Origin of the sequence: Erythrobacter sp. 3-20A1M, from assembly GCF_018636735.1 — a bacterium.
In the GTDB taxonomy this organism is placed as follows: domain Bacteria; phylum Pseudomonadota; class Alphaproteobacteria; order Sphingomonadales; family Sphingomonadaceae; genus Alteriqipengyuania.
Window position 1 is genome coordinate 91850 of the sequence record NZ_CP045200.1, and the last position, 24089, is coordinate 115938.

General features: G+C 65.5%; 20 protein-coding genes and 1 pseudogene. 7 read left to right on the forward strand and 14 right to left on the reverse strand.

What is annotated here, in order from left to right; translation table 11 throughout:
- Positions 1–14 precede the first annotated feature (14 nt).
- The gene (locus tag F7D01_RS00465) at positions 15–1457 is read right to left on the reverse strand and encodes an electron transfer flavoprotein-ubiquinone oxidoreductase (RefSeq protein WP_371819729.1); all 1443 of its coding nucleotides are present in this window, start codon (positions 1455–1457) and stop codon (positions 15–17) included.
- Positions 1458–1559: 102 nt separating this feature from the next.
- Positions 1560–1664, reverse strand: a pseudogene (locus F7D01_RS15435) (FAD-binding protein); the annotation flags it as partial.
- Positions 1665–1751: 87 nt separating this feature from the next.
- Here F7D01_RS15435 and F7D01_RS00470 point away from each other — a divergent pair.
- Genes F7D01_RS00470 through F7D01_RS00485 form a run of 4 tightly spaced genes read left to right on the forward strand, consistent with a single transcriptional unit; the run spans position 1752 to position 5986 of the window.
- Positions 1752–2558 carry a uracil-DNA glycosylase family protein gene (locus F7D01_RS00470; RefSeq protein WP_215228338.1) on the forward strand — a complete coding sequence of 269 codons (807 nt, stop codon included), beginning with the start codon at positions 1752–1754 and terminating at the stop codon, positions 2556–2558.
- Positions 2559–2561: 3 nt separating this feature from the next.
- Positions 2562–4331, forward strand: coding sequence for a lytic transglycosylase domain-containing protein (locus tag F7D01_RS00475; RefSeq protein WP_215228339.1), 1770 nt, complete (start codon positions 2562–2564; stop codon positions 4329–4331).
- Positions 4331–4858: a molybdenum cofactor biosynthesis protein B gene (gene moaB / locus F7D01_RS00480; protein ID WP_215228340.1), complete on the forward strand. Its 528-nt coding sequence runs from the start codon at positions 4331–4333 to the stop codon at positions 4856–4858. Before F7D01_RS00475 ends, moaB begins: the two co-directional genes overlap by 1 nt.
- A gap of 42 nt (positions 4859–4900) precedes the next feature.
- A complete protein-coding gene (locus F7D01_RS00485; RefSeq protein WP_215228341.1) occupies positions 4901–5986 on the forward strand; it encodes a PA0069 family radical SAM protein in 1086 nt (361 codons plus the stop codon).
- An 819-nt stretch (positions 5987–6805) separates the two neighbouring features.
- Here F7D01_RS00485 and F7D01_RS00490 read toward each other — a convergent pair.
- From F7D01_RS00490 to F7D01_RS00520, 7 genes are all read right to left on the reverse strand, one after another.
- On the reverse strand, positions 6806–7222 hold the full coding sequence (locus F7D01_RS00490; protein ID WP_215228342.1) for a hypothetical protein: 417 nt from the start codon (positions 7220–7222) through the stop codon (positions 6806–6808).
- A gap of 130 nt (positions 7223–7352) precedes the next feature.
- A complete protein-coding gene (locus tag F7D01_RS00495) occupies positions 7353–7784 on the reverse strand; it encodes a DUF1330 domain-containing protein (RefSeq protein WP_215228343.1) in 432 nt (143 codons plus the stop codon).
- A 37-nt stretch (positions 7785–7821) separates the two neighbouring features.
- Positions 7822–9432, reverse strand: coding sequence for a long-chain fatty acid--CoA ligase (locus tag F7D01_RS00500; protein WP_215228344.1), 1611 nt, complete (start codon positions 9430–9432; stop codon positions 7822–7824).
- A gap of 47 nt (positions 9433–9479) precedes the next feature.
- Positions 9480–12962 (reverse strand): DNA polymerase III subunit alpha, encoded by a 3483-nt coding sequence (dnaE, locus tag F7D01_RS00505; RefSeq protein WP_215228345.1) that lies wholly within the window; start codon positions 12960–12962, stop codon positions 9480–9482.
- A 78-nt stretch (positions 12963–13040) separates the two neighbouring features.
- Entirely contained in the window at positions 13041–13319 is a 279-nt protein-coding gene (locus tag F7D01_RS00510; RefSeq protein ID WP_215228346.1) for a hypothetical protein, read from the reverse strand.
- A 64-nt stretch (positions 13320–13383) separates the two neighbouring features.
- The gene (locus tag F7D01_RS00515) at positions 13384–14067 is read right to left on the reverse strand and encodes an ABC transporter ATP-binding protein (protein WP_215228347.1); all 684 of its coding nucleotides are present in this window, start codon (positions 14065–14067) and stop codon (positions 13384–13386) included.
- Positions 14060–15343, reverse strand: coding sequence for a lipoprotein-releasing ABC transporter permease subunit (locus tag F7D01_RS00520; RefSeq protein WP_215228348.1), 1284 nt, complete (start codon positions 15341–15343; stop codon positions 14060–14062). Before F7D01_RS00520 ends, F7D01_RS00515 begins: the two co-directional genes overlap by 8 nt.
- Positions 15344–15488: 145 nt before the next feature.
- On the opposite strand from F7D01_RS00520, the gene purF reads away from it, so the two are divergent.
- Both purF and F7D01_RS00530 read left to right on the forward strand, forming a co-directional pair.
- Entirely contained in the window at positions 15489–16961 is a 1473-nt protein-coding gene (gene purF / locus F7D01_RS00525; protein ID WP_215228349.1) for an amidophosphoribosyltransferase, read from the forward strand.
- A gap of 1 nt (position 16962) precedes the next feature.
- Positions 16963–17676 carry an SDR family NAD(P)-dependent oxidoreductase gene (locus tag F7D01_RS00530; RefSeq protein WP_215228350.1) on the forward strand — a complete coding sequence of 238 codons (714 nt, stop codon included), beginning with the start codon at positions 16963–16965 and terminating at the stop codon, positions 17674–17676.
- Positions 17677–17792: 116 nt separating this feature from the next.
- On the opposite strand, the gene F7D01_RS00535 is transcribed toward F7D01_RS00530, so the two are convergent.
- The 3 genes from F7D01_RS00535 to F7D01_RS00545 are packed head-to-tail and all read right to left on the reverse strand — an operon-like array spanning position 17793 to position 21650.
- Positions 17793–18965, reverse strand: a complete 1173-nt coding sequence (locus F7D01_RS00535; RefSeq protein ID WP_371819620.1) for a serine hydrolase domain-containing protein — start codon at positions 18963–18965, stop codon at positions 17793–17795.
- Entirely contained in the window at positions 18962–20227 is a 1266-nt protein-coding gene (locus F7D01_RS00540; protein ID WP_251566953.1) for a cyclopropane-fatty-acyl-phospholipid synthase family protein, read from the reverse strand. Before F7D01_RS00540 ends, F7D01_RS00535 begins: the two co-directional genes overlap by 4 nt.
- 28 nt (positions 20228–20255) lie before the next feature.
- The gene (locus F7D01_RS00545) at positions 20256–21650 is read right to left on the reverse strand and encodes a deoxyribodipyrimidine photo-lyase (RefSeq protein ID WP_215228351.1); all 1395 of its coding nucleotides are present in this window, start codon (positions 21648–21650) and stop codon (positions 20256–20258) included.
- Between the two features lie 41 nt (positions 21651–21691).
- On the opposite strand from F7D01_RS00545, the gene F7D01_RS00550 reads away from it, so the two are divergent.
- Complete coding sequence (locus F7D01_RS00550) at positions 21692–22360, forward strand: phosphatase PAP2 family protein (protein ID WP_251566955.1); 669 nt, start codon at positions 21692–21694, stop codon at positions 22358–22360.
- Here F7D01_RS00550 and F7D01_RS00555 read toward each other — a convergent pair.
- Positions 22317–23261 (reverse strand): metal-dependent hydrolase, encoded by a 945-nt coding sequence (locus F7D01_RS00555; protein ID WP_215228352.1) that lies wholly within the window; start codon positions 23259–23261, stop codon positions 22317–22319. The genes F7D01_RS00550 and F7D01_RS00555 overlap by 44 nt on opposite strands.
- Before the next feature lie 108 nt (positions 23262–23369).
- Positions 23370–24038, reverse strand: coding sequence for a hypothetical protein (locus F7D01_RS00560; RefSeq protein WP_215228353.1), 669 nt, complete (start codon positions 24036–24038; stop codon positions 23370–23372).
- Between the last annotated feature and the right edge of the window lie 51 nt (positions 24039–24089).

Genomic DNA, 24089 nt, shown 5'->3' on the forward strand with positions numbered 1-24089 from the left:
CTTATCGCTCCCCATCACATATTCGGATAGTTCGGCCCGCCGCCGCCTTCGGGCGTTGTCCATTCGATGTTCTGGTTAGGGTCCTTGATGTCGCAAGTCTTGCAGTGGACGCAATTCTGCGAGTTGATGACGAATTTCGGCTCGCCCGTATCCTCGTTCTCGACCCATTCGTAGACGCCCGCGGGGCAGTAGCGGGTCGAGGGACCGGCATAGACGCCGAGCTCGCTGCGCTTCTGCAGCTCCATGTCCTCCACCAGCAAATGGTTGCGCTGGTCTTCGGCATGGTTGGTGAAGCTGTAGGCGACGCTGGTCAGCCGGTCGAAGCTGATCTCGCCATCTGGCTTGGGATAGGCGATCGGCTGGTGCAGGTCGGCGCGCTGCAATTCCTCGTAATCGCGGTGATGCTTCATCGAGAGCGGCAGGCCGATCTTCAGCTGGCGCATCCACATATCGACGCCCGCCAGGATCGTGCCGACATCGCCGCCGAACTTGGCGACCAGCGGCTGCGCGTTCTTCACCTGCTTCAGTTCCTTCGCGATCCAGCTGTCGCGCAGGTTGGTGTCGTAATCGGCCAGCTCGGTCTTCTCGTGGCCCGCGGCGATAGCCGCCGCCGCGCTCTCGGCGGCGAGCATGCCGCTCTTCATCGCGGTGTGGCTGCCCTTGATCCGGGGCACGTTGACGAAGCCCGCCGCGCAGCCGATCAGCGCGCCGCCCGGGAAGGCGAGCCTGGGTACGCTTTGCCAGCCCCCTTCGTTGATTGCGCGCGCGCCATAGGCGACGCGGGTGCCGCCCTCCAGATATTCGCGGATCGCCGGATGCTGTTTCCAGCGCTGGAATTCCTGGAACGGCGAGACGTAGGGGTTCTTGTAGTCGAGCGCCGTCACGAAGCCGAGCGCAACCTGCCCGTTTGCCTGGTGGTAGAGGAAGCCCCCGCCCCAGGTATCGCTTTCGGCCAGCGGCCAGCCTTGCGTGTGGATCACGCGGCCCGGCACATGCTTGTCCGCCGGGATGTCCCACAATTCCTTGATGCCGAGGCCGTAGACCTGCGGCTGGCAATCCGCCTCCAGGTCGAACTTGGCCTTCATCTTCTTGGTCAGGTTCCCGCGCGCGCCCTCTGCGAAGAGGGTGTATTTCGCGTGGATTTCCATGCCCGGCTGGTAATCGGGCTTGTGGCTGCCATCCGCCGCCACGCCCATGTCCTGCGTGATGACGCCGGCCACCGCGCCGCTATCGTCGAACAGCACTTCGGATGCGGGGAAACCGGGGAAGACCATTACGCCCAGTCCCTCGGCCTGCTCGCCCAGCCAGCGGGCGAGATTGCCCAGCGAGCCGGTGTAGCACCCTTTGTTGGACATGAACGGCGGCATCGCGAGGTGCGGGATCGACGTCTTCCCACCCTTCGTCATCAGCCAGTGCCAGTTGTCTGTCACCGGTGTTTCCGCCATCGGGCAGTCCATGTCGCGCCAGTCGGGCAGCAGCTCGTCGAGCGCCTTGGGATCGACCACCGCACCGGAGAGAATATGCGCCCCGATCTCGGAGCCTTTCTCCAGCACGACGACTTCCAGCTCTTCGTTTATCTGCTTCAGCCTGATCGCGGCGGAGAGGCCGGCGACCCCGCCCCCGACAATCACGACGTCGCACGGCATCGATTCCCGTTCGCTCATGCGCTCTAATCCTTCCCCATTGGAATGCTTGGAATATACGGCAAATGCCTTGATTGGTGCCTTGCGACAGGTCAAGACCCGCCCTGCGTGACGGATGAAGCCCCACCCCTTTCCGCTCGGGAGCAGATCGCGGCGGCGCTCGCCTGGTGGCGCGATGCCGGGGTCGCGATCGATACGGGCGATGCCGTTACGGCATGGCTCGACGCGGAAACCGGCGGCGCTGCCGATGACGCTTCTCCCGATACCAAGCCGCGCGCGGCACCCAAGGTTCCCAAACCCGCTCCCCCGCCTCAGGGTCGCGAGGCGATTTCTCGCATCGCAACCGATCCGGTCGTGCAGGCGGGCGGCGATCCGGCGAACTGGCCGACCGATCTCGAATCGTTTCGGACCTGGTGGCTGGAGGATCGCTCGATCGATCGCGGCGGGGCCTATCCGCGCGTTGCGCCGCGCGGAGCCGCGGGCGCGGAACTGATGGTCGTGGTCGAACAGCCGGAGGAGAGCGACAACGATCGGCTCCTTTCCGGGCCGAAGGGCGCCTTCCTCGATGCGATCCTGCGCGCCATGGCGGTGGGCGCGGACGCAGCGTACCTCGCGGCGCTCCTCCCCCGCCATACGCTTCATCCCGATTGGGAGGAAATCGGTCGCGCCGGATACGCGAAATTGCTGGCGCACCACATCGATATGGTCGGCCCGAAGCGCATTATTTGCTTCGGTCGCAACATCCTGTCCCACATTCCACACGAGCCAGCGCAGCAGGCTGACAATACACGGATTTTTAACCATGACGAGGGAGGGATAGACCTGTTGCCGGCCGGCGACTTCGCGACCCTGCTACAGCGCAAGGCGGCGCGAACCCGGTTCTGGCGCAACTGGCTCGCTTGGACGGATAGGTAAATCATGGCACCCAAACGCAAGGGCTTCGCAGCCGCACTGATCGGAATAGCCGCTCTGGGCGCGCTCCCCGCGCCCGCGATGGCGAACAGCAGCGCGGTCGATTATTTCCGCGCTCGCGCCACGTCGAGCAACGTACCGCAGCTCCTCTCTTCCGACGAGCGGGCGTTCTACGCCGACCTGTTCCGCGCGATCGATGGTCAGGACTGGGTCAAGGTCGACACGATGCTGGCGCAGAAGCCGGACGGCCCGCTGACGCAGGTCGCGATGGCCGAATACTATCTCGACGCCAATTCCCCGCGGATCGAACTGCCCGCGATCCAGGCGTGGCTGGCGAAGGGAGACAGCCTGCCGCAGGCCGAGCAGATCACCAATCTTGGCATGAAGCGCGGGCTGATGAGCGCGCCCTATCTGCCGCGCCAGAACAGCTTCACCAGCCAGCCCTACATCTCCAAGCGCATCCTGCCCGACGGCATTCGGGACGGGACGATGCCCGCCGACATCGCAAGCGCCATTACCGAGCGTATCGTAAGCGACGATCCGGACGGCGCGCGGCTCCTCCTCGACGGGATCAACGCGACGCTCAGCTCCGCCGCGCGGGCCGAATGGCGCCAGCGCGTCGCGTGGAGCTATTACATCGAGAACCAGGACCCCGCCGCCTTCGCCATGGCGCAGACGGTTGCCGAGGGCAGCGGCCCGTGGGTCGCCGAAGGGGCCTGGGTCGCCGGGCTCGCCGCATGGCGGATGGGCCATTGCGAACCGGCGGCGCAGGGGTTCCGCGACGCGGCGCGCCAGGCCGCCAACCCGGAACTTTCGGCGGCGGGCTACTACTGGGCTTCGCGCGCGCTGGTGCGGTGCCGCAAGCCAGAGGCAGCGGCGGAGGAACTGCGCGGGGCCGCGCGGATGGACGAAACGCTCTATGGCATGCTGGCGCGCGAGCAATTGGGCGAGACCCTGCCCGGAGCCGGTGCGACCGCAGATCTGGACGCCAATGACTGGCGGCGGCTGCGCGATGTCGACAATGTGCGCGTCGCCGTCGCCCTGTCCGAAATCGGGCGCGACGAACTCGCGGACGAGGTGCTGCGCCACCAGGCCCGCATCGGCGATCCGGACCAGTTCGACGCGCTATGCCGGCTCGCGCGCGAGCTTGGCCTGCCTTCCACCCAGCTGTGGATGGCGCACAACGTGCCGCGCGGCGGCCATGCCGACCCCTCGCTGCGCTATCCCGCGCCCAAATGGCAGCCGGTCGACGGCTGGAAGGTCGATCCCGCTCTCGCCTTCGCCCATTCGCTGCAGGAATCGAATTTCCGCGCCGCCGTGGTCAGCCCGAAGGGTGCGCGCGGCCTGATGCAGATCATGCCCGCCGCGGCGCAAGATCATTCGGGCGCGCTGGGTTACACCGGGCGGCCGAGCGATCTCAATCGCCCGGAAGTCAATCTCGCCTTCGGGCAGCGCCATCTCGAAACGCTCAAAAATAGCGGCGCGACCGGCGGGCTGCTGCCGAAGGTGATGGCCGCCTACAATGCCGGGCTGGTCCCGGTCGGCCGCTGGAACAGCGAGGTCAACGACGAGGACGATCCGCTGCTCTACATGGAAAGCATCCCCTATTGGGAAACGCGCGGTTACGTCGCGATCGTGATGCGCAATTACTGGATGTACGAGCGGCAGGCCGCCGCCCCCTCCCCCAGCCGCGAGGCCCTGGCGCAGGGGATGTGGCCGACCTTCCCGGATGTCTCCTCGGGCGGCGGACCGGTCCGGCTCAGCCGCGCCGACTGATGGCGATCGACGAAGCAAAAGAGTTCAAGCCCGTCCGGATCGCCGTGCTGACGGTGTCGGACACCCGCACCGAAGCCGACGATACCTCCGGCGATATCCTGGTGCAGCGTCTCACCGACCACGGCCATACCCTCGCCGCGCGGACGATCGTGCGCGACGATGCCGACCTGATCGAACAGCAGTTGCGCACCTGGATCGCCGACCGGGAGGTCGACGCCGTGGTCAGCACCGGGGGCACCGGCCTGACCGGCCGCGACGTGACGCCAGAGGCCCTGTCGCGCGTCGCCACCCGCGATATTCCCGGCTTCGGCGAGCTGTTTCGCTGGCTCAGCTTCAAGGCGATCGGGACCAGCACGGTGCAGAGCCGCGCCTGCGCGGTGGTGGCGGACAGCACCTATATCTTCGCCCTTCCCGGCTCGAACGGCGCGGTGAAGGACGGTTGGGACGGCATCCTCGCCGAACAGCTCGACAGCCGCAACCGGCCCTGCAACTTCGTCGAATTGATGCCCCGGCTGCGCGAAGTGTAATTTCGCTAGCGCCCTTTTTATGTTCTCTATATGTTCCAACTCATGGAACGGAGTCGCGAACCTGTCGTGCACGGCCGCGGGGCGCAATCGGACGCGGTGCCGACGCGCTTCGGCCTCGCCACGCGCGAGGCGGACGGCGACTGGCGCGACCATATGGAGGCCCTCGATGGTCTTCCGGTCAAGCTGCGTACGCAGGTGACCGAGGAACGGCCCAAGTCGATCCTCAGCTTCAACCAGTCGCCCGACATCTTCTTCGACCGCTCGGTCAACGCCTATCGCGGGTGCGAGCATGGCTGCGTCTATTGCTTCGCGCGGCCCACGCATGCGTATCACGACCTCTCGCCCGGCCTCGATTTCGAGACCAGGCTGTTTGCGAAGCCGGACGCGGCGCGGCTGCTGCGCGAGACGCTGGCGAAGTCCGCCTACCGCCCCGCCCCGATCGCGATGGGGACCAACACCGACCCCTACCAGCCGATCGAGCGGCGCTATCGCATCACGCGTGCCGTGCTGGAGGTGTGCCTGGACGCGCGCCACCCGGTCACCATCACCACCAAATCCGACCGGGTGCTGGACGATCTCGACCTTCTTGCGGAGATGGCGCGGATGGACCTCGTCGCGGTAGCGATCTCGGTCACCAGCCTCGACCCGGCGCTATCCGGCAAACTCGAACCGCGCGCAGCTTCACCCGCCAAGCGCATGGCCGCATTGGGAAAACTCGTTCAGGCAGGCATCCCCGCGCATTGCTCGATCGCGCCCGTCATTCCCGCGATCACCGACGAGTTCATGGAAGGGATCGTCGCCCGCGCTGCCGAACTGGGCGTGCGTAGCGCGGGCTGGATCCCGCTGCGCCTGCCGCACGAGGTCGCCCTGCTATTCCGCGAATGGCTCTCGGTCCATTTCCCCGAACGCGGCGACAAGGTGATGAGCATCGTTCGCTCCATCCGAAACGGCCGCGACAACGACCCCGCCTTCTTCAGCCGCTTGCGCCCCACCGGCGTCTGGGCCGACCTCTTCCGCGCCCGTTTCCGCCTCGCCTGCAAACGCGCGGGGATGGAGAAGGGCAAGTTCGAGCTGGATTGCTCGCAGTTCAGGGCACCCGATGTGGGTGGGCAGTTGCGGTTGTTATGAGCTAAAGAGTATCTTCATAAGGCATCGGACGCTGTCGCCGTCGGCAATTTGATCGATAGCCTTTGATATAAGTCGTCAACGACCGAATAGCTTGTATCGGCTCTCACGGTATTCCAGCATGATCTAACTGCGCCCAGTGTCTCGCGTATCCACCTATCAGCGCCTCGGCGTCCGCTACTGGAATCCAAATCGAAAAGATCGTCTGTGTCGCTGACCGCAAACGGGCCAATTTCGACCTCCGATGGAAGATCATCCAGGCGCAAATGGATAGCCTTCTTTGACCACAACGCGTCGATTTGGGCCTCGAACGAGGGACAGTCTTCGGACAAAACAACATCGGATCCGGCATCAGGCTTTTCGCTGTAGGAGACAAGCAGGCTTTCAATACCGGAAGGCCCTGACGAGCATGGGCCGCTCGAAGGTCCGCCTACCAATGCAAGCTAATCCGCTGGCCGCCGTCGTCTACAAATATGGTCCCATGAGAAACACCAATGGCTAGGCAAACCTGTTCCCCCGGGGGCGCAGCCGGCGCGGTTTGTGCAACGCCATTTGCGGGAACCGCGCTAATCGCCAAGACAAGCGTCGCGGATAGGATCGGAAGGATCGTTTGATGCTTGTTCATGCTGGCATCCCCTATCGTGCAAGTTTGCAGAAGCGAGATAATCCTAGACATCCAAGTGTTGCGGAGAAGGTAACATCTAGACCTTAGCTCGCCCGACGTACTCAAAAATGCGCTCCCGTCTCCCCCGGATCGAAGCGCACCAGGCGACTGTCGGCGAGCGCGGCGCAGGAAATTTCGCTCGACTGAGAACGAGTGTCTCAGTTGTCGGACGCGCACCCGATCAGATCGAAAAATTGCTTGGGCGCGCTATCGCGCTGCGTGGTGCTCCAGTGCCATGTCCGGTCCCCGAGCGAGGTGAGCAACATATGCGCCGGTGCAATGCCGCCCATCGTGGGGATATCGTCGATGATGTTATAATCGGCATCGGTCCCGATATATTCAATCTCTCCCAGTGGCCTTTCACCCCCATCCGGGGATGGCGGATGCCATTCGGGCAGAGTGACATCTGTCGTCGAGACGATGTATTGCAAATTGTTGCTTCCGCCACTCGCGGGAAGCCACCAGTAAGTTCGACCGGTCTCACCGAAATTGATGGCCAGAGCGACATGGGCCGGCCAATAGTCCCCACTATCCACCGGATAAAAACTTGCGGTTACTGTTGGCTCGTCACGCAAGGCATATCGAGCATCTTCGACATGGCAAATTTGTGCCGCAGCAAGGGCAAGAGCAAGGGGAAGGTATTTCCGGCCTCAGGACACTGTTCCAAGTGTTCCATCCTGTAGGACTTCGCGCCGCCCGGCACACTCAGAACCCCGCCCCTTTCTCCCCTGGATCGAAGCGCACGAGGCGACTGTCGGCGAGCGCGGCGGTGCGGTTGACGACGGCTTTCTGGTATTCGGCGTCCTTGATCATCTCGAAGAAGGCATCGGCGCTGGGATAGGCGGCGATGAAGCCGTCGTGCCAGTGCATTGCCTCCGGTCCGGTCAGCACCGCCTCGAACGCGCCGCGCCACACGATCTTGCCGCCGACGCGGGCGAAGATCGGGCCGCTGGTCCTGCCGTACTCCTTGTAGGCCCGCGCGCCGGACCAGCCCTTGCCCGCATTCTCATGACCCTCGGGATAGGCCGCCTCGTCGCGGTACTGCACCAGGTTGAGCATATGGATCGGCCGGTCGCGGGGCAGATCCTTGAACGCGGCGAAGTTGGCTTCTCCGGGGTTGATGTAGCGTTCGGTCATTGGTCTCTCCTCGATCCTCCCCGTTCCGGGGGGGGGATTAGTCCGCGAGCCGGTAGTCGGCGAAGCGATCGCGCAGGTCCTTCTTGCTGATCTTGCCGGTCGCCGTGTGCGGAATGTCGTCGACGAACTCGACCGCATCGGGCAGCCACCACTTCGCGACCTTGTCGGACAGGAAGTTCACCACCTCCTGCGCGCCGACATCCTGCCCCTCCTTGCGAACGACGAACAGCACCGGGCGCTCGTCCCACTGGGGGTGGTGCACGCCGATCGCCGCGGCTTCGGCCACCGCAGGATGGCCGCAAGCGGCGTTCTCCAGCTCGACCGAGCTGATCCACTCGCCGCCCGACTTGATCACGTCCTTGGTCCGGTCGGTCAGTTGCAGCGTGCCGTCGGGATGCAGGATGCCGACATCGCCGGTGTCGAACCAGCCTTCGGCATCGACCGCGTCCTCCTCCGCCTTGAAGTACCGTTTGATGACCCATGGACCGCGCACCTGCAGCGCGCCCGAGCTCTCCCCGTCGCGCGGCAGCTCCTTCGTCCGGTCGTCGAGATCGACCGTGCGCAGTTCGATGCCGAAGATCGGGCGGCCCTGCATGCGCGACTTCGCGACCTTCTCCTCGAACGACATCCGTGCCCAGTCGGCGGTGGGCGAGCCCACCGTCCCGATCGGGCTCGTCTCGGTCATGCCCCAGGCGTGCTGGACCTTGATCCCGGCCTTCATCAGCCGCTCGATCATGAACTGCGGCGCGGCCGATCCGCCGATGGTCGCGCTGTCGAGCTTCGGCAGATCGCGGCCGGTGGCATCGCAATGCTGGAACATGGCGAGCCACACGGTCGGCACGCCGGCGCTGGTGGTGACGCCCTCCCGGTCCATCAGGTCGCACAGCACCTGCGGTTCGTTGACGGCGGAGAACACGAACTTCACCCCCGCCATCGCGCCACCATAGGGCAGGCCCCAGCTCGCGGCGTGGAACATGGGCACCACCGGCAGCATCACCGTGCTGGGATCGAAATCGTGCGCGCTCGGCTGGAGACCGGACCAGGCGTGGAACATGGTCGAGCGATGCTCGTACAGCACGCCCTTTGGGTGGCCCGTCGTGCCGCTGGTGTAGCACAGCATGCACGGATCGCGCTCCTCGCCATCCACCCAGGCGTAATCGCCGTCCTGCGCGCCGATCCAGTCCTCGAAGGCCAGAAGGTCGGAGCCCGGCGCGGGATCGTAGCAGATATAGTGTTCGACCGTGCTCCAGCGGTCGCGCATGAGGTCCACGATCGGCTGAAACGCCGCGTCGTAGAACAGCACGCGGTCCTCGGCGTGGTTGACGATATATTCGAGCTGATCTTCGAACAGGCGCGGGTTTACGGTGTGCAGCACCCCGCCCATCCCGGCGACACCGAACCAGCTGACGAGGTGGCGCGAATGGTTCATCGCCATGCTCGCGACGCGATCGCCGGGCTCGATCCCCAATGCTTCCAGCGCCTGCGCCATCCGGCGCGCGTCTCGGTGGATCTCGCCCCAGTTGGTGCGCGTCTCGCTGCCATCGGCCCAGTGGGTCACGATCTCGCGCGTGGCATGTTCGCGGGCGGCATGATCGATCACATGCGTGATCCGCATCTTCCAGTCCTGCATCGCACCCAGGCCTGCCATCCGATTCTCTCCCGCTTTCCCGTTTTCCCGGGCAACCGGTATCGCAATCAGGCGGCGCGGAAAAGCTTCGGCCCAGTTTTCGGGATCAGCGCGACATTGGCGATCCCCTCGATCCCGCCCAGCGTTTCGGCGAGCGCGCCGTCGAGGCGGAAATCGTATCCCAGCCGCATCATCGCCTGCTCACCGGCAGGCAGAGCGAGCTTCGCGACCACCTCGCCATATCCCGGCGGGCCGGGCTGGAGAGCGAGGGCCAGTTCCGCGATCGCGGCCTCGTGCGCGACTTCCAGCGTCAGCAGCATGCGCTGGCTGCCCGCCACCGCCGCCAGCGGTCGCGCGCCGCGCACCGTCACGCGCGGGGGCTCGTCGGGCGACGGGGAATCGAGCTCGACCGTCAGCAGGACGCAGGTGCCGTCTTCGGCCCATTTCTCGAAATTCGCGACCAGCGCCTCCTCGAAACACGCCGCGCTGAACTGGCCCGAACTGTCGGAGAAATCGGCGCGCACGAAATCCGCGCCGCGCCGCGTGCGCCCCTTGTTCACCTTCTCCACCATCGCCGCCATGACCGCGCGGGAGCGGCCGCCCATTGGCGCACCTGCCGCCATCAGCGATGCGTAGGGCCGCGCGCCATTGGCGCTGGCGATGTCGCGATAGGCCTCGACCGGGTGGCTGGAGAAATAGAAGCCGAAATTCTCGCGCTCCTTCGCCATCTTGTCGGCGCGCGACCAGTCGTCGGCCTCCTTCAGACGCAGCGTATTGCCGGGGCCGTCGTCGCCACCGAACAGCCCCTCCTGCCCGCTCGATCGCTCGCGCTGGGCGGCATCTGCGGTGGCGAGCAGCAGGTCGATATTGGCGGCCAGCCGCCCCCGGCTCGGCTCCAGCCGGTCGAGCGCGCCCGCCGCGATCAGGGCTTCGAGCTGGCGAGAATTCATGCAGCCTTGCGGGATGCGCGCGAACAGGTCGTCGAGGCTTTCGAACCAGCCATGCGCCTCGCGCTCCTCGCACAGCGCCTTCATCGCCTTGCCGCCGACATTGCGGATACCAGCCAGCGCATAGCGCACGGCGTAGCCCTCGTCCGTGCGCTCCACGGTGAAGTCCGCCTCCGAACGGTTGATGTCGGGCTGCTCGACCGCGACGCCGCCTTCCCTACCCGGATACCGCCGCGCATCGTCGACGAACACCGCCAGCTTTTCCGACTGGTGCATGTCGAAGCACATGGAGGCGGCGTAGAATTCTTCCGGATAATGCGCCTTCAGCCACGCTGTCTGATAGGCGAGCAGCGCGTAGGCGGCGGCGTGCGACTTGTTGAAGCCATAGCCGGCGAACTTGTCGATCAAGTCGAACAGCTCGTTCGCGCGCTTCGCGTCGATCTGCGAATGCTCGGCGCAGCCGGCGATGAAGCGCTGGCGCTGCGCATCCATCTCGGACTGCTTCTTCTTGCCCATCGCGCGGCGCAGCAGGTCGGCATCACCCAGCGAATAGCCCGCCAGGATCTGCGCCGCCTGCATCACCTGTTCCTGATAGACGAAGATGCCGTAGGTCTCTTCCAGGATACCCGCCAGCTTGGGGTGCGGATACTCGATCTCGACCTCGCCCGCCTTACGCTTCCCGAACAGCGGGATGTTGTCCATCGGGCCCGGGCGATAGAGCGACACGAGGGCGATGATGTCCTCGAACTTGGTCGGCTTCACCGCCGTCAGCGTACGGCGCATCCCTTCCGATTCCAGCTGGAACACGCCCACCGTGTTGCCTTGCTTCAGGAGCTGGAAAACCGCCGGATCGTCCCAGGCGAGGCCCGCCAGATCGACCGCGATCCCGCGCTTGGCAAGGAGATCGACCGCCCGCTGCAGCACGGACAGCGTCTTCAGCCCGAGGAAGTCGAACTTCACCAGCCCGGCGCCCTCGACATATTTCATGTCGAACTGCGTCACCGGCATGTCGGAGCGTGGATCGCGGTACAGCGGCACCAGCTGTGCCAGCGGCCGGTCGCCGATCACCACGCCCGCCGCGTGGGTGGAGGAGTTGCGCGGCAGCCCCTCCAGCTGCATCGCCAGATCGACGAGCTGCTTCACATCATTGTCGTTGTCGTATTCGCGCTTGAACTCAGCGGCACCGTTCAGCGCGCGTGGCAGGCTCCACGGGTCGGTCGGATGGTTGGGCACCATCTTGCACAGCCGATCGACGCGGTTGTAGCCGAGGTCGAGAATGCGCCCGCAATCGCGCAGCACGGCACGTGCCTTCAGCTTGCCGAAGGTGATGATCTGCGCGACGTGGTCGTGGCCGTATTTCTTCTGGACGTAGCGGATCACCTCGCCGCGCCGCGTTTCGCAGAAGTCGATGTCGAAGTCGGGCATCGACACGCGTTCCGGGTTGAGGAAGCGTTCGAACAGCAGACCGAGCCGGATCGGGTCCAGGTCGGTAATGGTGAGCGCCCAGGCGACGAGGCTGCCCGCGCCGGAGCCACGGCCCGGTCCGACGGGAATTCCCTGATCCTTCGCCCACTGGATGAAGTCGGCGACGATCAGGAAATAGCCCGGGAACCCCATCCGGTTGATGATGCCGATCTCGTAATCGAGCCGGTCGTAATAGGTCTTGCGCTCGTCCTCGGTGAGCTCCTCATAGGGCTCCAACCGCTTGGCGAGGCCGCGCCTCGCTTCGCTCTCCAGCATCGCCTTCTCGCCTTCGATATCACCGGCGAGGCTGGGGAGGATGGGGGCGCGCTCGGGCGGCGCGTAGGCGCAGCGTTGCGCGATGACGAGCGTGTTCGCGACCGCCTCGGGCAGGTCGTCGAACGCTTCTTCCATCATCGTCGCCGATTTGACGAAGCTTTCCTGCGCGGAGCGCGGACGGTCCTCTTCCCACAGTTTGCGAGAATGCGAGATGCACAGCATCGCGTCGTGCGCCTTGTGGAAATGCGGATCGGCGAAATTGGCCGGATTGGTCGCGACCAGCGGCAGATCGCGGTCGTAGGCCCAGTCGACCAGTGCCGCTTCGGCGGCGTCTTCCACTGCGTTTCCGCGCCGCGACAGCTCGACATACAGCCGACCGGGGAACAGCGCCTCCAGCCGCTCGCCATAGGACAGGGCATGACTGCCCTGCCCCTCCGCGAACAGGCAGGTCATTGCGCCTTCGCTCGCCCCGGTGAGCGCGATCAGGCCCTCGGTCCGGCCATCCAGTTCATCGAGCGCGACATGCGGCTCCAACTCCAGCGGCCGCTCCAGATGGGCACGGCTGACGAGATGGCACAGGTTCTGCCACCCTGCCTCATCCTGTGCGAACAGCGCCAGGTGATCGATCGCCTCCGACGATGGGCGCGCGACACCAAGGAGGGTGCCCACGATGGGCTGCACCCCTTGCTCGAAGCAGGCCGAGGCGAAGGCGTAGCTGCCGTAAAGCCCGTTCCGGTCGCAGATGGCGATGGCAGGGAAGCCCCGCTCCTTCGCCAGCTTCGCGATCGCCTTGGGGTCGATCGCGCCCTCCAGCATCGAATAGCTCGACAGGATACGAAGGGGTACGAACGGGGCAAAGGACATGGCCCCAATATGCGACCGCGGAACGGATTAGCCAAGGCGGCGGGCGGCGCTATTCCACCGACCCGCCGCAATTATTCGTCAGCTCTTGGGGAAGTCCGGCCGTGCCGCGAGACCCTCCGCCTCGTCGGCGGTGTATTGACGGTCGCCGGCCTTCTGGATGACGTATTTCTCACGCTCCTCCTCGGGCAGCCGGGTGAGGTAGCGGATCATGTCGGCAAAGCTGCCGCGCCGCAGCGCCTTGGCCGAATCGAGTACGCCCTGGCCGTCGTCGGCCTCGTGCAACGCCGCCGCATCGTCCCACGCGTCTTCGTCCGAATTGACCGGCGTGGCGTCGAAAGTACTGGGGTGGTCGCTCATGCTTCAATCTCCTTCGTGGTCGGAAACGCGAGACCGCGCCTCAAGGTCCACCGCGAATGAGATGTTATTCGAGAAGCCCTTCGTGCAGCCGGACGACCCGGTCCATTCGTGCGGCCAGCCGCTCGTTATGCGTCGCCACCAGCGCGGCACTGCCTTCGCCCCGCACGAGTTCGAGGAATTGCGCCAGCACACGGTCGGAGGTCGCCTCGTCCAGATTGCCGGTCGGCTCGTCCGCCAGCACCAGCCGCGGGCGGTTGGCGAGCGCGCGGGCCACGGCCACGCGCTGTTGCTCGCCACCGGAAAGCTGGCTCGGTCGATGATCCATCCGCTGACCCAGCCCCAGCGCCTCCAGCAGTTCGCGCGCGCGCACTTCCGCCTCGTCGCGCGGCTTGCCCGCCACGAGCTGCGGCAGGACGATATTCTCAGCTGCATTAAAGTCGGGCAGCAGGTGGTGGAACTGATACACGAAGCCCAGATTCTCGCGCCGCAGCTGCGTGCGCATGGCGCTGTTCGATTTCTCCGCCGCGGTGCCCGCCAGCACGATCTGGCCGCCGAAGCCCCCTTCCAAAAGGCCGACCGCCTGTAGCAGCGTCGACTTGCCCGAACCGGATGGCCCCAGCAGCGCGACGATCTCGCCCGGGCGGACGGCCAGGTCCACGCCGCGCAGCACCTTGATCGTGGTTTCGCCCTGGGTGAAGCTGCGCGTCAGGCCGCGCAATTCGACGACGTGGGTGGCGCCCTCATTCATAGCGCAGCACCTGTACCGGATCGGTGCTCGACGCCTTGAAGGCGGGATAAAGCGTCGCGAGGAAGCTGAGGATCAGCGCGAGCGCCACGATACCGAAAATCTCCCATGGATCGGTCCGCGACGGTAGCGTGGAGAGGAACCGAACCTGCGGATCCCACAGGTTCTGTCCCGTCACGAAGCCGATCACCCGCACGATGCTCTCGCGGAAATAGAGCACCACGAAGCCGAAGATCAGGCCGGCAACCGTCCCAATCGCGCCAACGGTGAAGCCGGTCGTGACGAAGATCTTCAGCAGCGATTTGCGCGTCGCGCCCATGGTCCGCATGATCGCGATGTCGCGCGTTTTCGCCCGGACCAGCATGACGAGGCTGGAGAGGATGTTGAACGCGGCGACCAGCACCATGAAGCTCAGGGCGAAGAACATCGCCACCCGTTCGACCTGAAGCGCTTCGAAGATCGAACTGTTGATCGACTTCCAGTCGGCGACCACCGCCTGACCCTGCAGCTTCTTCGCCACGGGAGCCATGATCTCGCCGACATTGTCGGCATCGTTGGTCTTCACCTCGATCATCTGGACCTTGTCGCCGATCAGCAGCAGCGTCTGCGCATCCTGCATCGGCATTACGACGAAGCTGTTGTCGTAATCGTAGAGCCCGACTTCGAAGATCGCGGCGACCTGATAGCCGACCTGGCGCGGCACGGTCCCGAACGGCGTACTGCGCCCGGCGGGATTGACGATCGTGATGGTATCGCCGACGCGCGCACCGATGTTCTCGGCCAGGCGCGCGCCGATCGCGACCGTGCCCGCATCGGGCCGCAGCGCGCTCAGATCGCCACCGACCACCTTGTCCTTCAGCTGCGCGATCTGCTTCGGAGTCTCGCCGCGGACCAGCACGCCTTCGACCCGGCCGTTATAGGTTAGCATCAGCGGCTGCTCGATCAGCGGGCTCGCCTCGGTCACGCCGGGCGTCGCCTCGACCTCCTTCAGGATCTGTTGCCAGTTGTCGAGCCGCCCGCCATAGGCCTGCACGATCGCGTGGCCGTTGATGCCCACGATCTTGTCGATCAGCTCCGCACGAAATCCGTTCATCACGCTCATCACGATCACCAGCATGGCGACGGACAGCATGACGACGCCGATGGAGATGCTCGCGACCAGCGCGATGAACGCCTCGCCCCGCCCCGGCAGCAAATAGCGCCGGGCGATCATGCGTTCGAAGGGAGAGAGGAAGAGGGAGATGGCAGGCCCGCGAAATTGCTGAAATTTGCGCCGCATTAGGCACCCGTACCTGTCTGCGCAATGAAATTGGCCGACGGGCGGGGATTGCGTGTGTCACCCGTCGCACCGGCCTTGTAATCATACCGCAACATCGCCATTGGGAGCGCGCGGGGCGAAACACCTATCGGCGCGGGCTTTTCTGATGGACACCACCCACCCCTGGATGGACGAAGACGGCGATACGCTGCACGAGGAATGCGGCGTTTTCGGCGCGGTCAACGCGTCCGATGCGGCGGCGCTGACCGCCTTCGGCCTGCACGCCCTGCAGCATCGCGGGCAAGAAGCGGCGGGCATCACCGCCTTCGACGGCACGCAGTTCGTCACCCGCCGCGGCCTCGGCCACGTGGCCGAGAATTTCTCCAGCCAGGAATCGATTGCCGAGCTGCCGGGCGCAATGGCGGCTGGGCATGTGCGTTATTCGACCACCGGCGGATCGGGCCTGCGCAATGTGCAGCCGCTTTACGCCGATCTCGCCAGCGGCGGGTTCGCGGTGGCGCATAACGGCAATTTCTCCAACGCCGGCACGCTGCGGCAGGAGCTGGTGCAGAAAGGCGCGATCTTCCAGTCGACCAGCGACACCGAGGTAATCATCCACCTCGTCGCCACCAGTCGCTATCCCACCCTGCGCGACCGGCTGGTCGACGCGCTGCGGCTGGTCGAGGGTGCGTATGCGCTGATCGTGATGACGCCGGCCGGGATGATCGCCTGCCGCGATCCGCTCGGTATTCGCCCGCTCCAGATGGGCCGCATCGGCAAGGCGGTGGTCTTCGCGTCAGAGACGGTCGCCTTCGACGTGGTCGGCGCGGAATTCGAGCGGCAGGTGGAGCCCGGCGAGATGATCGAGGTCGATCACGACGGCAAGGTCACCTCCTACCGCCCCTTCGGCAATGCCGGCTCGCGCCCCTGCATCTTCGAGCATGTCTATTTCAGCCGCCCGGATTCGGTATTCGACGGACGCAGCGTCTATGCCGCGCGCAAGGCGATCGGCGAGCAGCTGGCAATCGAGAACCCGTGCGATGTCGATCTGGTCGTGCCGGTGCCCGATAGCGGCGTGCCCGCGGCGATCGGCTATGCCCAGCAATCGGGTGTTCCGTTCGAACTGGGCATCATCCGCAGCCATTATGTCGGCCGCACCTTCATCCAGCCGAGCGACAGCGCGCGCCATTCGGGTGTGAAGCGCAAGCACAACGCCAATCGCAGCCTGGTCGAAGGCAAGCGGATCGTGCTGATCGACGATTCGATCGTGCGCGGCACCACCAGCATGAAGATCGTCGAGATGATGCGCGATGCCGGTGCGACGGAGGTCCATTTCCGGGTCGCCAGCCCGCCCACGGCGCATAGCTGTTTCTACGGGGTCGATACGCCCGAGCGATCGAAGCTGCTCGCCGCGCGGATGGAGGTCGAGCCGATGCGCGAATTCATCCGCGCCGACAGTCTCGCCTTCGTGTCGATCGACGGCCTCTACCGCGCGGTCGGCGGTGCGCCCCGCGATGCGGGCTGCCCGCAATTCTGCGATGCCTGCTTCACCGGCGACTATCCGACCTCGCTGACCGATCTCGAACGGCGCGATCGCGGCGCCGACCAGCTGACATTCCCGACACACAAGGTTGCCTGACATGGCCGACAACAAACCGCTCGAGGGCAAGCTTGCCCTCGTCACCGGCGCATCGCGCGGAATCGGCGCGGCGACGGCGATAGAGTTCGCCCGCGCCGGCGCGCACGTGATCCTGACGGCGCGCGATGTGAAGGCGCTGGAGGCGACGGAGGACGCGATCCACGATGCGGGCGGCAGCTCGACCATCGCGCCCGTCGACCTCGCTGAGCCCGACGGTATCGCCCGCCTGGCAACCGCCATCCACGGGCGCTGGGACGCGCTCGACTACCTCGTCATCAGCGCGGCCTATCTGCCCATGCTGACGCCCGTGACGCAGATCGACCAGAAGCAGTACAATCAGGCGCTGACGATCAATGTGCTGGCGACGCAGGCGCTGCTGGCGAATTTCGATCCGATGCTGAAGCGCGCCGATGCCGCGCGCGTGGTCGGCCTGACCAGCAGCGTCGGCGAGAAGTCCCGCGCCTTCTGGTCGGCCTACGGATCGAGCAAGGCGGCGTTCGACAACCTCCTCGAATGCTACGCGCAGGAGGTGGAGAAGATCAGCAAGACCCGCGTCGCGATCCTCGATCCCGGGGCCACCCGCACCGCGATGCGCGCCAGGGCCTTCCCTGGCGAAGACCCGCACACGGTCAAGCCGCCGGAAGACGTTGCGAAGCGGATCGTCGCGCTGGTGCAGGAAGACTTCAAGACCGCCCACCGCGAGCGGGTGGGTTAGCCAACCGACATAATCCCGCTCGCCCTGAGCCTGTCGAAGGGCCGTCCTTACTTAAGGCGCAACGCAAAAGATAAAGTGCGATCCTTCAACAAGCTCAAGACGAGCGTATCTGCAGCTTAGTCCTTCGTCGCGTCGATCAGGGTCTGCCACAACTCGCGCCGCGCCTTGGTCAGGCCCTCACCCGTCGCGGTCGGGTAGTTGGAGACGACCGCCACCACCAGGTTCCGATCCGGCACGATGGTGATGTATTGCCCGAATATCCCCTGCGCGCCGTAATTGCCGCCGGGGAAGGTCCACCATTGATAGCCGTATCCGTAGCCGCCGCCGAATTCGACCTGCGCCGATCCCGCCTCGTCGAACCAGCCCTGCGGCACCGAGGGCTGCCCACCCTCCAGCACGAACTGCCCCATGCGGGCATAATCCGACAGGCTTAGCGAGACACAGCAGCCGCCGATATTGCCGCCCGACAGGTCGGTCATCCAGAACATGTCGCCCGCGAAGCCAGCCGGATCGACGATCTTGTGCTTGGCGTATTCGGCCAGCTTCTCGCCCGTGGCATTCTCCACGAGCAGGCCGAGCAGGCCCGTTTCCAGCGTCTTGTAGACCCACTTCTCGCCCGCCGGGGACTCGCGCTTGAGCGTGCGGGCGTAGGTAACCACCTGCGATTCGCCGGGCACCGGCGCGATGTTCAGGAACTTCGCCACGTCGCTGTCGGGGTCGGTATAGTCCTCGTTCCACGCTACGCCGGAGGTCATGGTGGCGACCTGCTTCACCGTTACGCCGTCATAGGCGGTGCCCGACAGCGCGGGTACGTATTTGGTCACCGGATCGTCTAGGCTGGCAATCGCGCCGTCCTTCACCGCCGCGCCCAGCAGCGTAGAGGTGAAGCTCTTGGCGACCGAGAAACTGGTCCAGCGCCCCTCCGGTCCGAAACCGAGCCGGTACGCTTCGTACCGCACCTTGCCGTCCTGCAGCACCATGATCCCGGCGGCGTTCATCGCTTCGAGATAGCCGTCGACCTTCGACCGCGTCGCAGCGCCGAGCGGCTCGCCCTTGGGCAGTTCGCGTACTTCGTCGGCGTGCGCCACCTCGATCCCGGCGAAGTAATCCTCCATCGCGCGGAAGCGGGCCGAGCGCGTCTCGTCGTTCCAGAACAGCACCTCGCGCGAATCCGCCGCATCGGGAAATTTCGGCTGCGACATCTGCGTCGCGGGGCCCTGCGCCATCGGCATGGTGGCACACGAAGCCAGCGCCAGCGCGCCCAGCGAAACGAACAGTCTCTTCATCATCCCTCTCCCTTCACCAGCGTGACCTGGTGCACGTCGATCCCGCCACCCCGGAATCCGCCTTCGCAATACATCAGGTAATATCGCCACAGGCGCCTGAAGCGCTCGTCGAACTCGGCCGGCAGGCGCCCTTCGCTCACCGCACTATCGAACCTTTCGCGCCACAGGCGCAGCGTTTGGGCATAGTCCTGCCCGAAATCGGTCTGATCGGTCCAGACGAGGCCGCGCTCCTCCGCCAGCGCGCGGAATTCGCTCGTGCGGATCAGCAGCCCGCCGGGGAAGATGTAGGCCTGAATGAAGTCGGCGCTGTCGGCGTAACCTTCGAACAGCGCCTCCTGCATGGAAATATACTGGATCGCCGCGCGGCCGCCCGGCTTCAAGTTGCGGGCGACGCAGTCTAGGAAGGTCGGCCAGTATTCGCGCCCCAGCGCCTCGACCATTTCGACGCTGGCGATCGCGTCGTATTTCCCGTCCACGTCGCGGTAATCGCGGTGGAGGAACTCGATCGCATCGTCCTGTTGTTCGCGCGCCCAGGCCAGTTGCTCGTCCGACAGGCTGATCGCTTCGACGCCTGCTCCGCGCAGGTGCGCCTCTTGCGCCAGCGTCCCCCAGCCGCACCCGATTTCCAGTAGCCGCTTGCCCGGCGCGAGAGCGAGGCGGTCGAGGATCGCCGCCATCTTCGCCGCCTGCGCCGCCTCGAGCGTTCGCGCCCCGTCAGAGAAGAGCGCGCTGGAATAGGCCATCGTCGGCCCCAGCCACGCGCTGTAGAAATCGTTTCCGAGATCGTAATGCGCCTCGATATTGCGGGCCGAGCCGCTCTTCGTATTGCGGTTGATGGCATGGGCCGCACGCAGCGCCTTGCGCCAGAAATGCTTGGCCCGCCCGGCATCGCCCAGCGTCTGCGCATTGGCCATGAACAGCGCGAACAGCGGCACCGGATCGGGACTTTCCCACTCACCCGCTTCCCATGCCTGATACCAGCCGACCGAGCCGGTGGTGGCGAGCCGGACCAGCGCGCGCCAGCTGTTGACCGTGACGTCCGCGTCGAAGCCCGGCCTGCGACCGCCAAGCACGCGCACGCTGCCGTCCGGCAGCCGCCCGGTGATGGAGCCCGTCGCCAGTCCGGCGTCGATCCGGTCGAGCACCTTGTGAAAACCGGGCGCGAAGATGCGCGCCAGGCAGCCCGGCTTGATCTCGAACCGTCGTGCCCCGTGCAGCAGGCTGCTTCCGCGCATGTGCCCCTTCGTCGCCATAGCCCCGCTCATACTCCTGGCGGGCGGTGCGGCAAGGGTGTCAGTCGCCCTTCATCTCGCGATAGGCGGACAGCGCCCGCTCGCGAGCCTCCTTGTGACCGATCAGCTTCTCCGGATAATCGTCGGGACGGTGCTCGTCGTCGGGATCGTGGATCTGGTCGTCGTCTAGATCGGCCAGCTCGGGCACATATTCGCGGATGTAGTCGCCCGCGTCGAATTTTTCGCTCTGGCCGAGTGGAGCCATGATCCGCACGAACATGTTCGAATCGACCCCGGTGCCCGCGACCCATTGCCAGTTGACGCCGTTGCTGGCGTAGTCGCCGTCCACCAGCGTATCCCAGAACCAGCGATCGCCGTGCCGCCAGTCGATCAGCAGATGTTTGATGAGGAAGCTCGCCGCGATCATCCGCACCCGGTTGTGCATCCACCCGGTCTGCCACAACTGCCGCATGCCGGCATCGACGATCGGGTAGCCGGTGCGCCCCTGCTGCCAGGCCTCCAGTTCCTCTTGGATCAGATGCCCGCGATTGGGATTGCGCCACAGCGAGCTGTCGTAATCGCGATAGCTTTCCTCGGGATAGCGGGGGAACTGATAGAGCACGTTCTGAGCATAATCGCGCCAGATCAGCTCGTTCTCGTAAGTTTCCCACCCCTGCCCGCGTCGTCCGCTCAGGCGATGCCAAACCTGCACCGGCGAGATTTCGCCCCAGTGGAGGTGCGGAGACAGCCGGGAGGAGCCATCGATCGAGGGCAGGTTCCGGTCGTCCTCGTAATCGGCGACGTGATCCGCCCACCAGTCCAGCCGCTCACGCGTGGCGTCCTCGCCGATCTTCCAGAAATCGCGCATCCCGCCCGCCCAGTCGGGCTTGGTCGGCAGGAGGTCCCAGTCCGACAGGTCGTCGCTTTCCGGCGCATCGGCGAAGGCGAAGTGCTTGGGAGCCGGAATCTCGTCGCGTGGAGGAAAATGCTCGCGCAGCGCCTGCATGAAGGGGGTGTAAATCTTGTAGGGATCGCCTGATCCGGTCGTGGCGGTGCCGGGCGGGAACAGGTAATTGCCATCGTGCAGCACCAGTTCGCACCCTTCCGGCAAGGCGTCCCGCAACTCCTCCTCCGCCTCGCGCCACCAGGGCTCGTAATGGCGGTTGGCATGGACCGCCCCCCCCCCGATCTGGTCGGCGAGGCTCGCTAGGACGGAAACGCTGTCCCCCTGCCGCAGGACGACCGAGCCATTATGGCGACCGAACCCCTTGCCCAGGCTTTCGAGGGAGTGGTGCAGCCACCAGCGATGCGCCCCGCCATATTTCCGATCGCCGGGTCGATCGTCGTCGAGGACGAAAACGGGCAGGATCGGCCCCGCCTCGGCAGCGGCGGCAAGGGCGGGCTGGTCGGACAGGCGCAAATCGCGCCGGAACCATACTATCTGGGGATCGGCCATCGGGCGCGGAACGAGACGGCGTGTGCGCTGGTTCCCGACCTGTGCCCCTTCCCGCAATCTACGAACGGATCGATCCGCGCCGCGCCGCCATGGGAGCCTTGCTGTGCTGGGCGGGCTTCATCGCGACCGCGATCGCCATCGCGGCAGGCTATACCACCGGTATCGAGCATGCGCTGCTCGTGCCGCATCGGGCGGCAACGCGCGGAGCGGAGGCGGTGCGCGATGTCACCGCGCTGGGCGGTGTGCCGCTGCGCATGCTGTTCGCGCTCATCGCGGCGGGGTTCCTCGTGGCGCTGCGGCAATGGCGGCTGGCGGCGTGGCTGGCGGTCACGGTATTGACCGGATGGGCGGTTGGAACCTTGCTCAAAGTGGTGGTCGCGCGGCCCCGGCCGGACTTCGTGCCGCACATGATGCACGCGAGCGGGTTCAGCTTTCCCAGCGGACATGCGTTCAACGGGACCCTCGTCTGGCTCGCGATCGCGCTGGCGTTTGCGCCCCTGATCGCCCGTCGCCCTTTTCGGATCGCACTGCTCCTCTGCGCACTGGCGCTGGGTGCCGCCATCGGCATGAGCCGGGTGTGGCTGGGGGTGCACTATCCGGGCGACGTCTTCGCCGGCTGGCTCGGCGGCGCAGGCTGGGCCTTTGCCGCCGCCGCTCTGATCCCGCTCATGGCGCCGGCGGGCGCTCGCACTGTAGTCCGGGCAGGTTGACGGCGAAGCGCCCGCGCGTCCGCGGATCGTAGAAGCGCGCGTCGTAGAGCGTCACCGCGCCATCGTCGCCACGCGCGAACAGCGGCGCGCGGGACCAGAACAGGAATGCGTCGATTGCCGAAGAGCGCGGCAGATCGGCCACCTCGACCGGGCACTGATTGGGCTCCATCATCAGCGGCTGCCCTTGCAAGCCCAGCGGCGTCCAGCCGACCTGATACCAGCGCAGCGTGCTGTCGGCGAAGATTATGTCCCGCTTCCACGGCTGACCGGGCGCCGGGCTGGCGATGAGAACGGTGGGTTCCGGGGCCAACCCCGCCCCTACCCGCTCGGCCATGCCCGTCAGTATGCCGTTGAGGGCGATGTAGATGCCAAGGAAAGCCAGGCCGTAACGCGCCGGTCTGCGCCAGGTTGCCAAACCGTGCCGGTCGCGCCGCCACGACAGCCATGTCGCAAACCCCATGACCAGCCACAGCACCCAGTCGACGATGAACAGCGTGTCGCCGTAGAACCACCGTTGGCTGAACGGCGCGAGCAGCCTGATCCCGTAGACGTTCAGCCAGTCGAGCGCCGGGTGCGTCAGGCAGGCGAGGAAGGATAGCGCGACCAGCCAGCCGAACCGCACCGGCAATCGCCCCTCGGGTCGTGTGCCGCGCCGCGCCTGCCATCGGTCGAACGCGTAGAGCAATGCCGCCAGCACCACCGGCAGGATCACCAGCGCCAGCGGGCCGTGGGTCAGCCCGCGTCGCATGGCGAGGCTCTCGGTACCGTATATCACGCAGGTCGCGTCGATATCGGGCAGGTTCGCCCCGATGATCAGCGCAGGCATGGCGAGCCCGGTGCGCCGCTTCAGCCCGGCCTGCCCCAGCAGCGCCCCGACCAGCGAATGGGTAAGGTTATCCATGGTCGCGCAGTGTCGCGCTTACCTCGCCCCGGTCAAATGAAAAGGCCGACAAGGAAAAGGGCGGCAGTCGCCTGCCGCCCCTCTCGGTAATGTGTTGTCTTGCGAGAATTACATCGTCGCGCCTGTCGCGCTGGCGCCCGGTGCGCGCGCGCTGTTGCGCGCCATCGTGAACTCCTCGGGCGAGAGATAGGTGTTTCCGTCCTTGTCGAAGAAGAAGAACGTCTTGCCCGCATCGTTGATCTGCTCGGTCGAGATGTAGGGCTTCGTCGCGTCTTCCATGCTCGTCTGATTGTTCGGGTTCGCCGGCACCGCCCAGATCGCGTACTCGGCGACCGACAGCTTCCCATCGTTGTTGCGATCGAGATAGGCGAAATCCATCTGACCGCGTGGCATCATCGAATTGCTCGACGACGAACCACTCATGCTGTCGCCCGAAGACATGTCGCCGGACGAGGCGTTTCCGGCGGCCATATCGCTCGTTCCGCTGGAGGCCGTCCCGGTCGGCGTGGCACCGGGAGTGCTCGTGGATTGCGCCATCATCGTGTCGCGATTGGTGTCGTATTCGTCGCTGATAGCCTGGCGATCCATCGCGTCGTAGTTCGTCTGCTGCTGCGTCGTCAGATCGCCGCCCATCGGCATCGCGTTGTCGTCCATCATCGCGGTATCCGCGGTGGGGACGGCAGCATCGGTGGCATCGACCGTGTCGTCGGCATTGTCCGAACAGGCCGCCAGTGAGATGGCTGCCGCAGCGGAGGCGAGTAAAAGAACGCGTTTCATATCTGTCTTCCCATTGGTCTGCTGGATGTATCGCGCCGAAGCGCGCTTGCA

Bases quoted from the DNA above. Each gene is read 5' to 3' on its own strand.
- F7D01_RS00475 (WP_215228339.1), top strand. From the start codon at position 2,562: ATGGCACCCAAACGCAAGGGCTTCGCAGCCGCACTGATCGGAATAGCC.
- F7D01_RS00535 (WP_371819620.1), bottom strand. From the start codon at position 18,965: ATGATGAAGAGACTGTTCGTTTCGCTGGGCGCGCTGGCGCTGGCTTCG.
- dnaE (WP_215228345.1), bottom strand. From the start codon at position 12,962: ATGTCCTTTGCCCCGTTCGTACCCCTTCGTATCCTGTCGAGCTATTCG.
- F7D01_RS00520 (WP_215228348.1), bottom strand. From the start codon at position 15,343: ATGCGGCGCAAATTTCAGCAATTTCGCGGGCCTGCCATCTCCCTCTTC.
- F7D01_RS00495 (WP_215228343.1), bottom strand. From the start codon at position 7,784: ATGACCGAACGCTACATCAACCCCGGAGAAGCCAACTTCGCCGCGTTC.
- F7D01_RS00560 (WP_215228353.1), bottom strand. From the start codon at position 24,038: ATGAAACGCGTTCTTTTACTCGCCTCCGCTGCGGCAGCCATCTCACTG.
- F7D01_RS00500 (WP_215228344.1), bottom strand. From the start codon at position 9,432: ATGGCAGGCCTGGGTGCGATGCAGGACTGGAAGATGCGGATCACGCAT.
- F7D01_RS00540 (WP_251566953.1), bottom strand. From the start codon at position 20,227: ATGAGCGGGGCTATGGCGACGAAGGGGCACATGCGCGGAAGCAGCCTG.
- F7D01_RS00545 (WP_215228351.1), bottom strand. From the start codon at position 21,650: ATGGCCGATCCCCAGATAGTATGGTTCCGGCGCGATTTGCGCCTGTCC.
- F7D01_RS00515 (WP_215228347.1), bottom strand. From the start codon at position 14,067: ATGAATGAGGGCGCCACCCACGTCGTCGAATTGCGCGGCCTGACGCGC.
- F7D01_RS00555 (WP_215228352.1), bottom strand. From the start codon at position 23,261: ATGGATAACCTTACCCATTCGCTGGTCGGGGCGCTGCTGGGGCAGGCC.
- moaB (WP_215228340.1), top strand. From the start codon at position 4,331: ATGGCGATCGACGAAGCAAAAGAGTTCAAGCCCGTCCGGATCGCCGTG.
- F7D01_RS00485 (WP_215228341.1), top strand. From the start codon at position 4,901: ATGGAACGGAGTCGCGAACCTGTCGTGCACGGCCGCGGGGCGCAATCG.
- F7D01_RS00530 (WP_215228350.1), top strand. From the start codon at position 16,963: ATGGCCGACAACAAACCGCTCGAGGGCAAGCTTGCCCTCGTCACCGGC.
- purF (WP_215228349.1), top strand. From the start codon at position 15,489: ATGGACACCACCCACCCCTGGATGGACGAAGACGGCGATACGCTGCAC.
- F7D01_RS00510 (WP_215228346.1), bottom strand. From the start codon at position 13,319: ATGAGCGACCACCCCAGTACTTTCGACGCCACGCCGGTCAATTCGGAC.
- F7D01_RS00465 (WP_371819729.1), bottom strand. From the start codon at position 1,457: ATGGACTGCCCGATGGCGGAAACACCGGTGACAGACAACTGGCACTGG.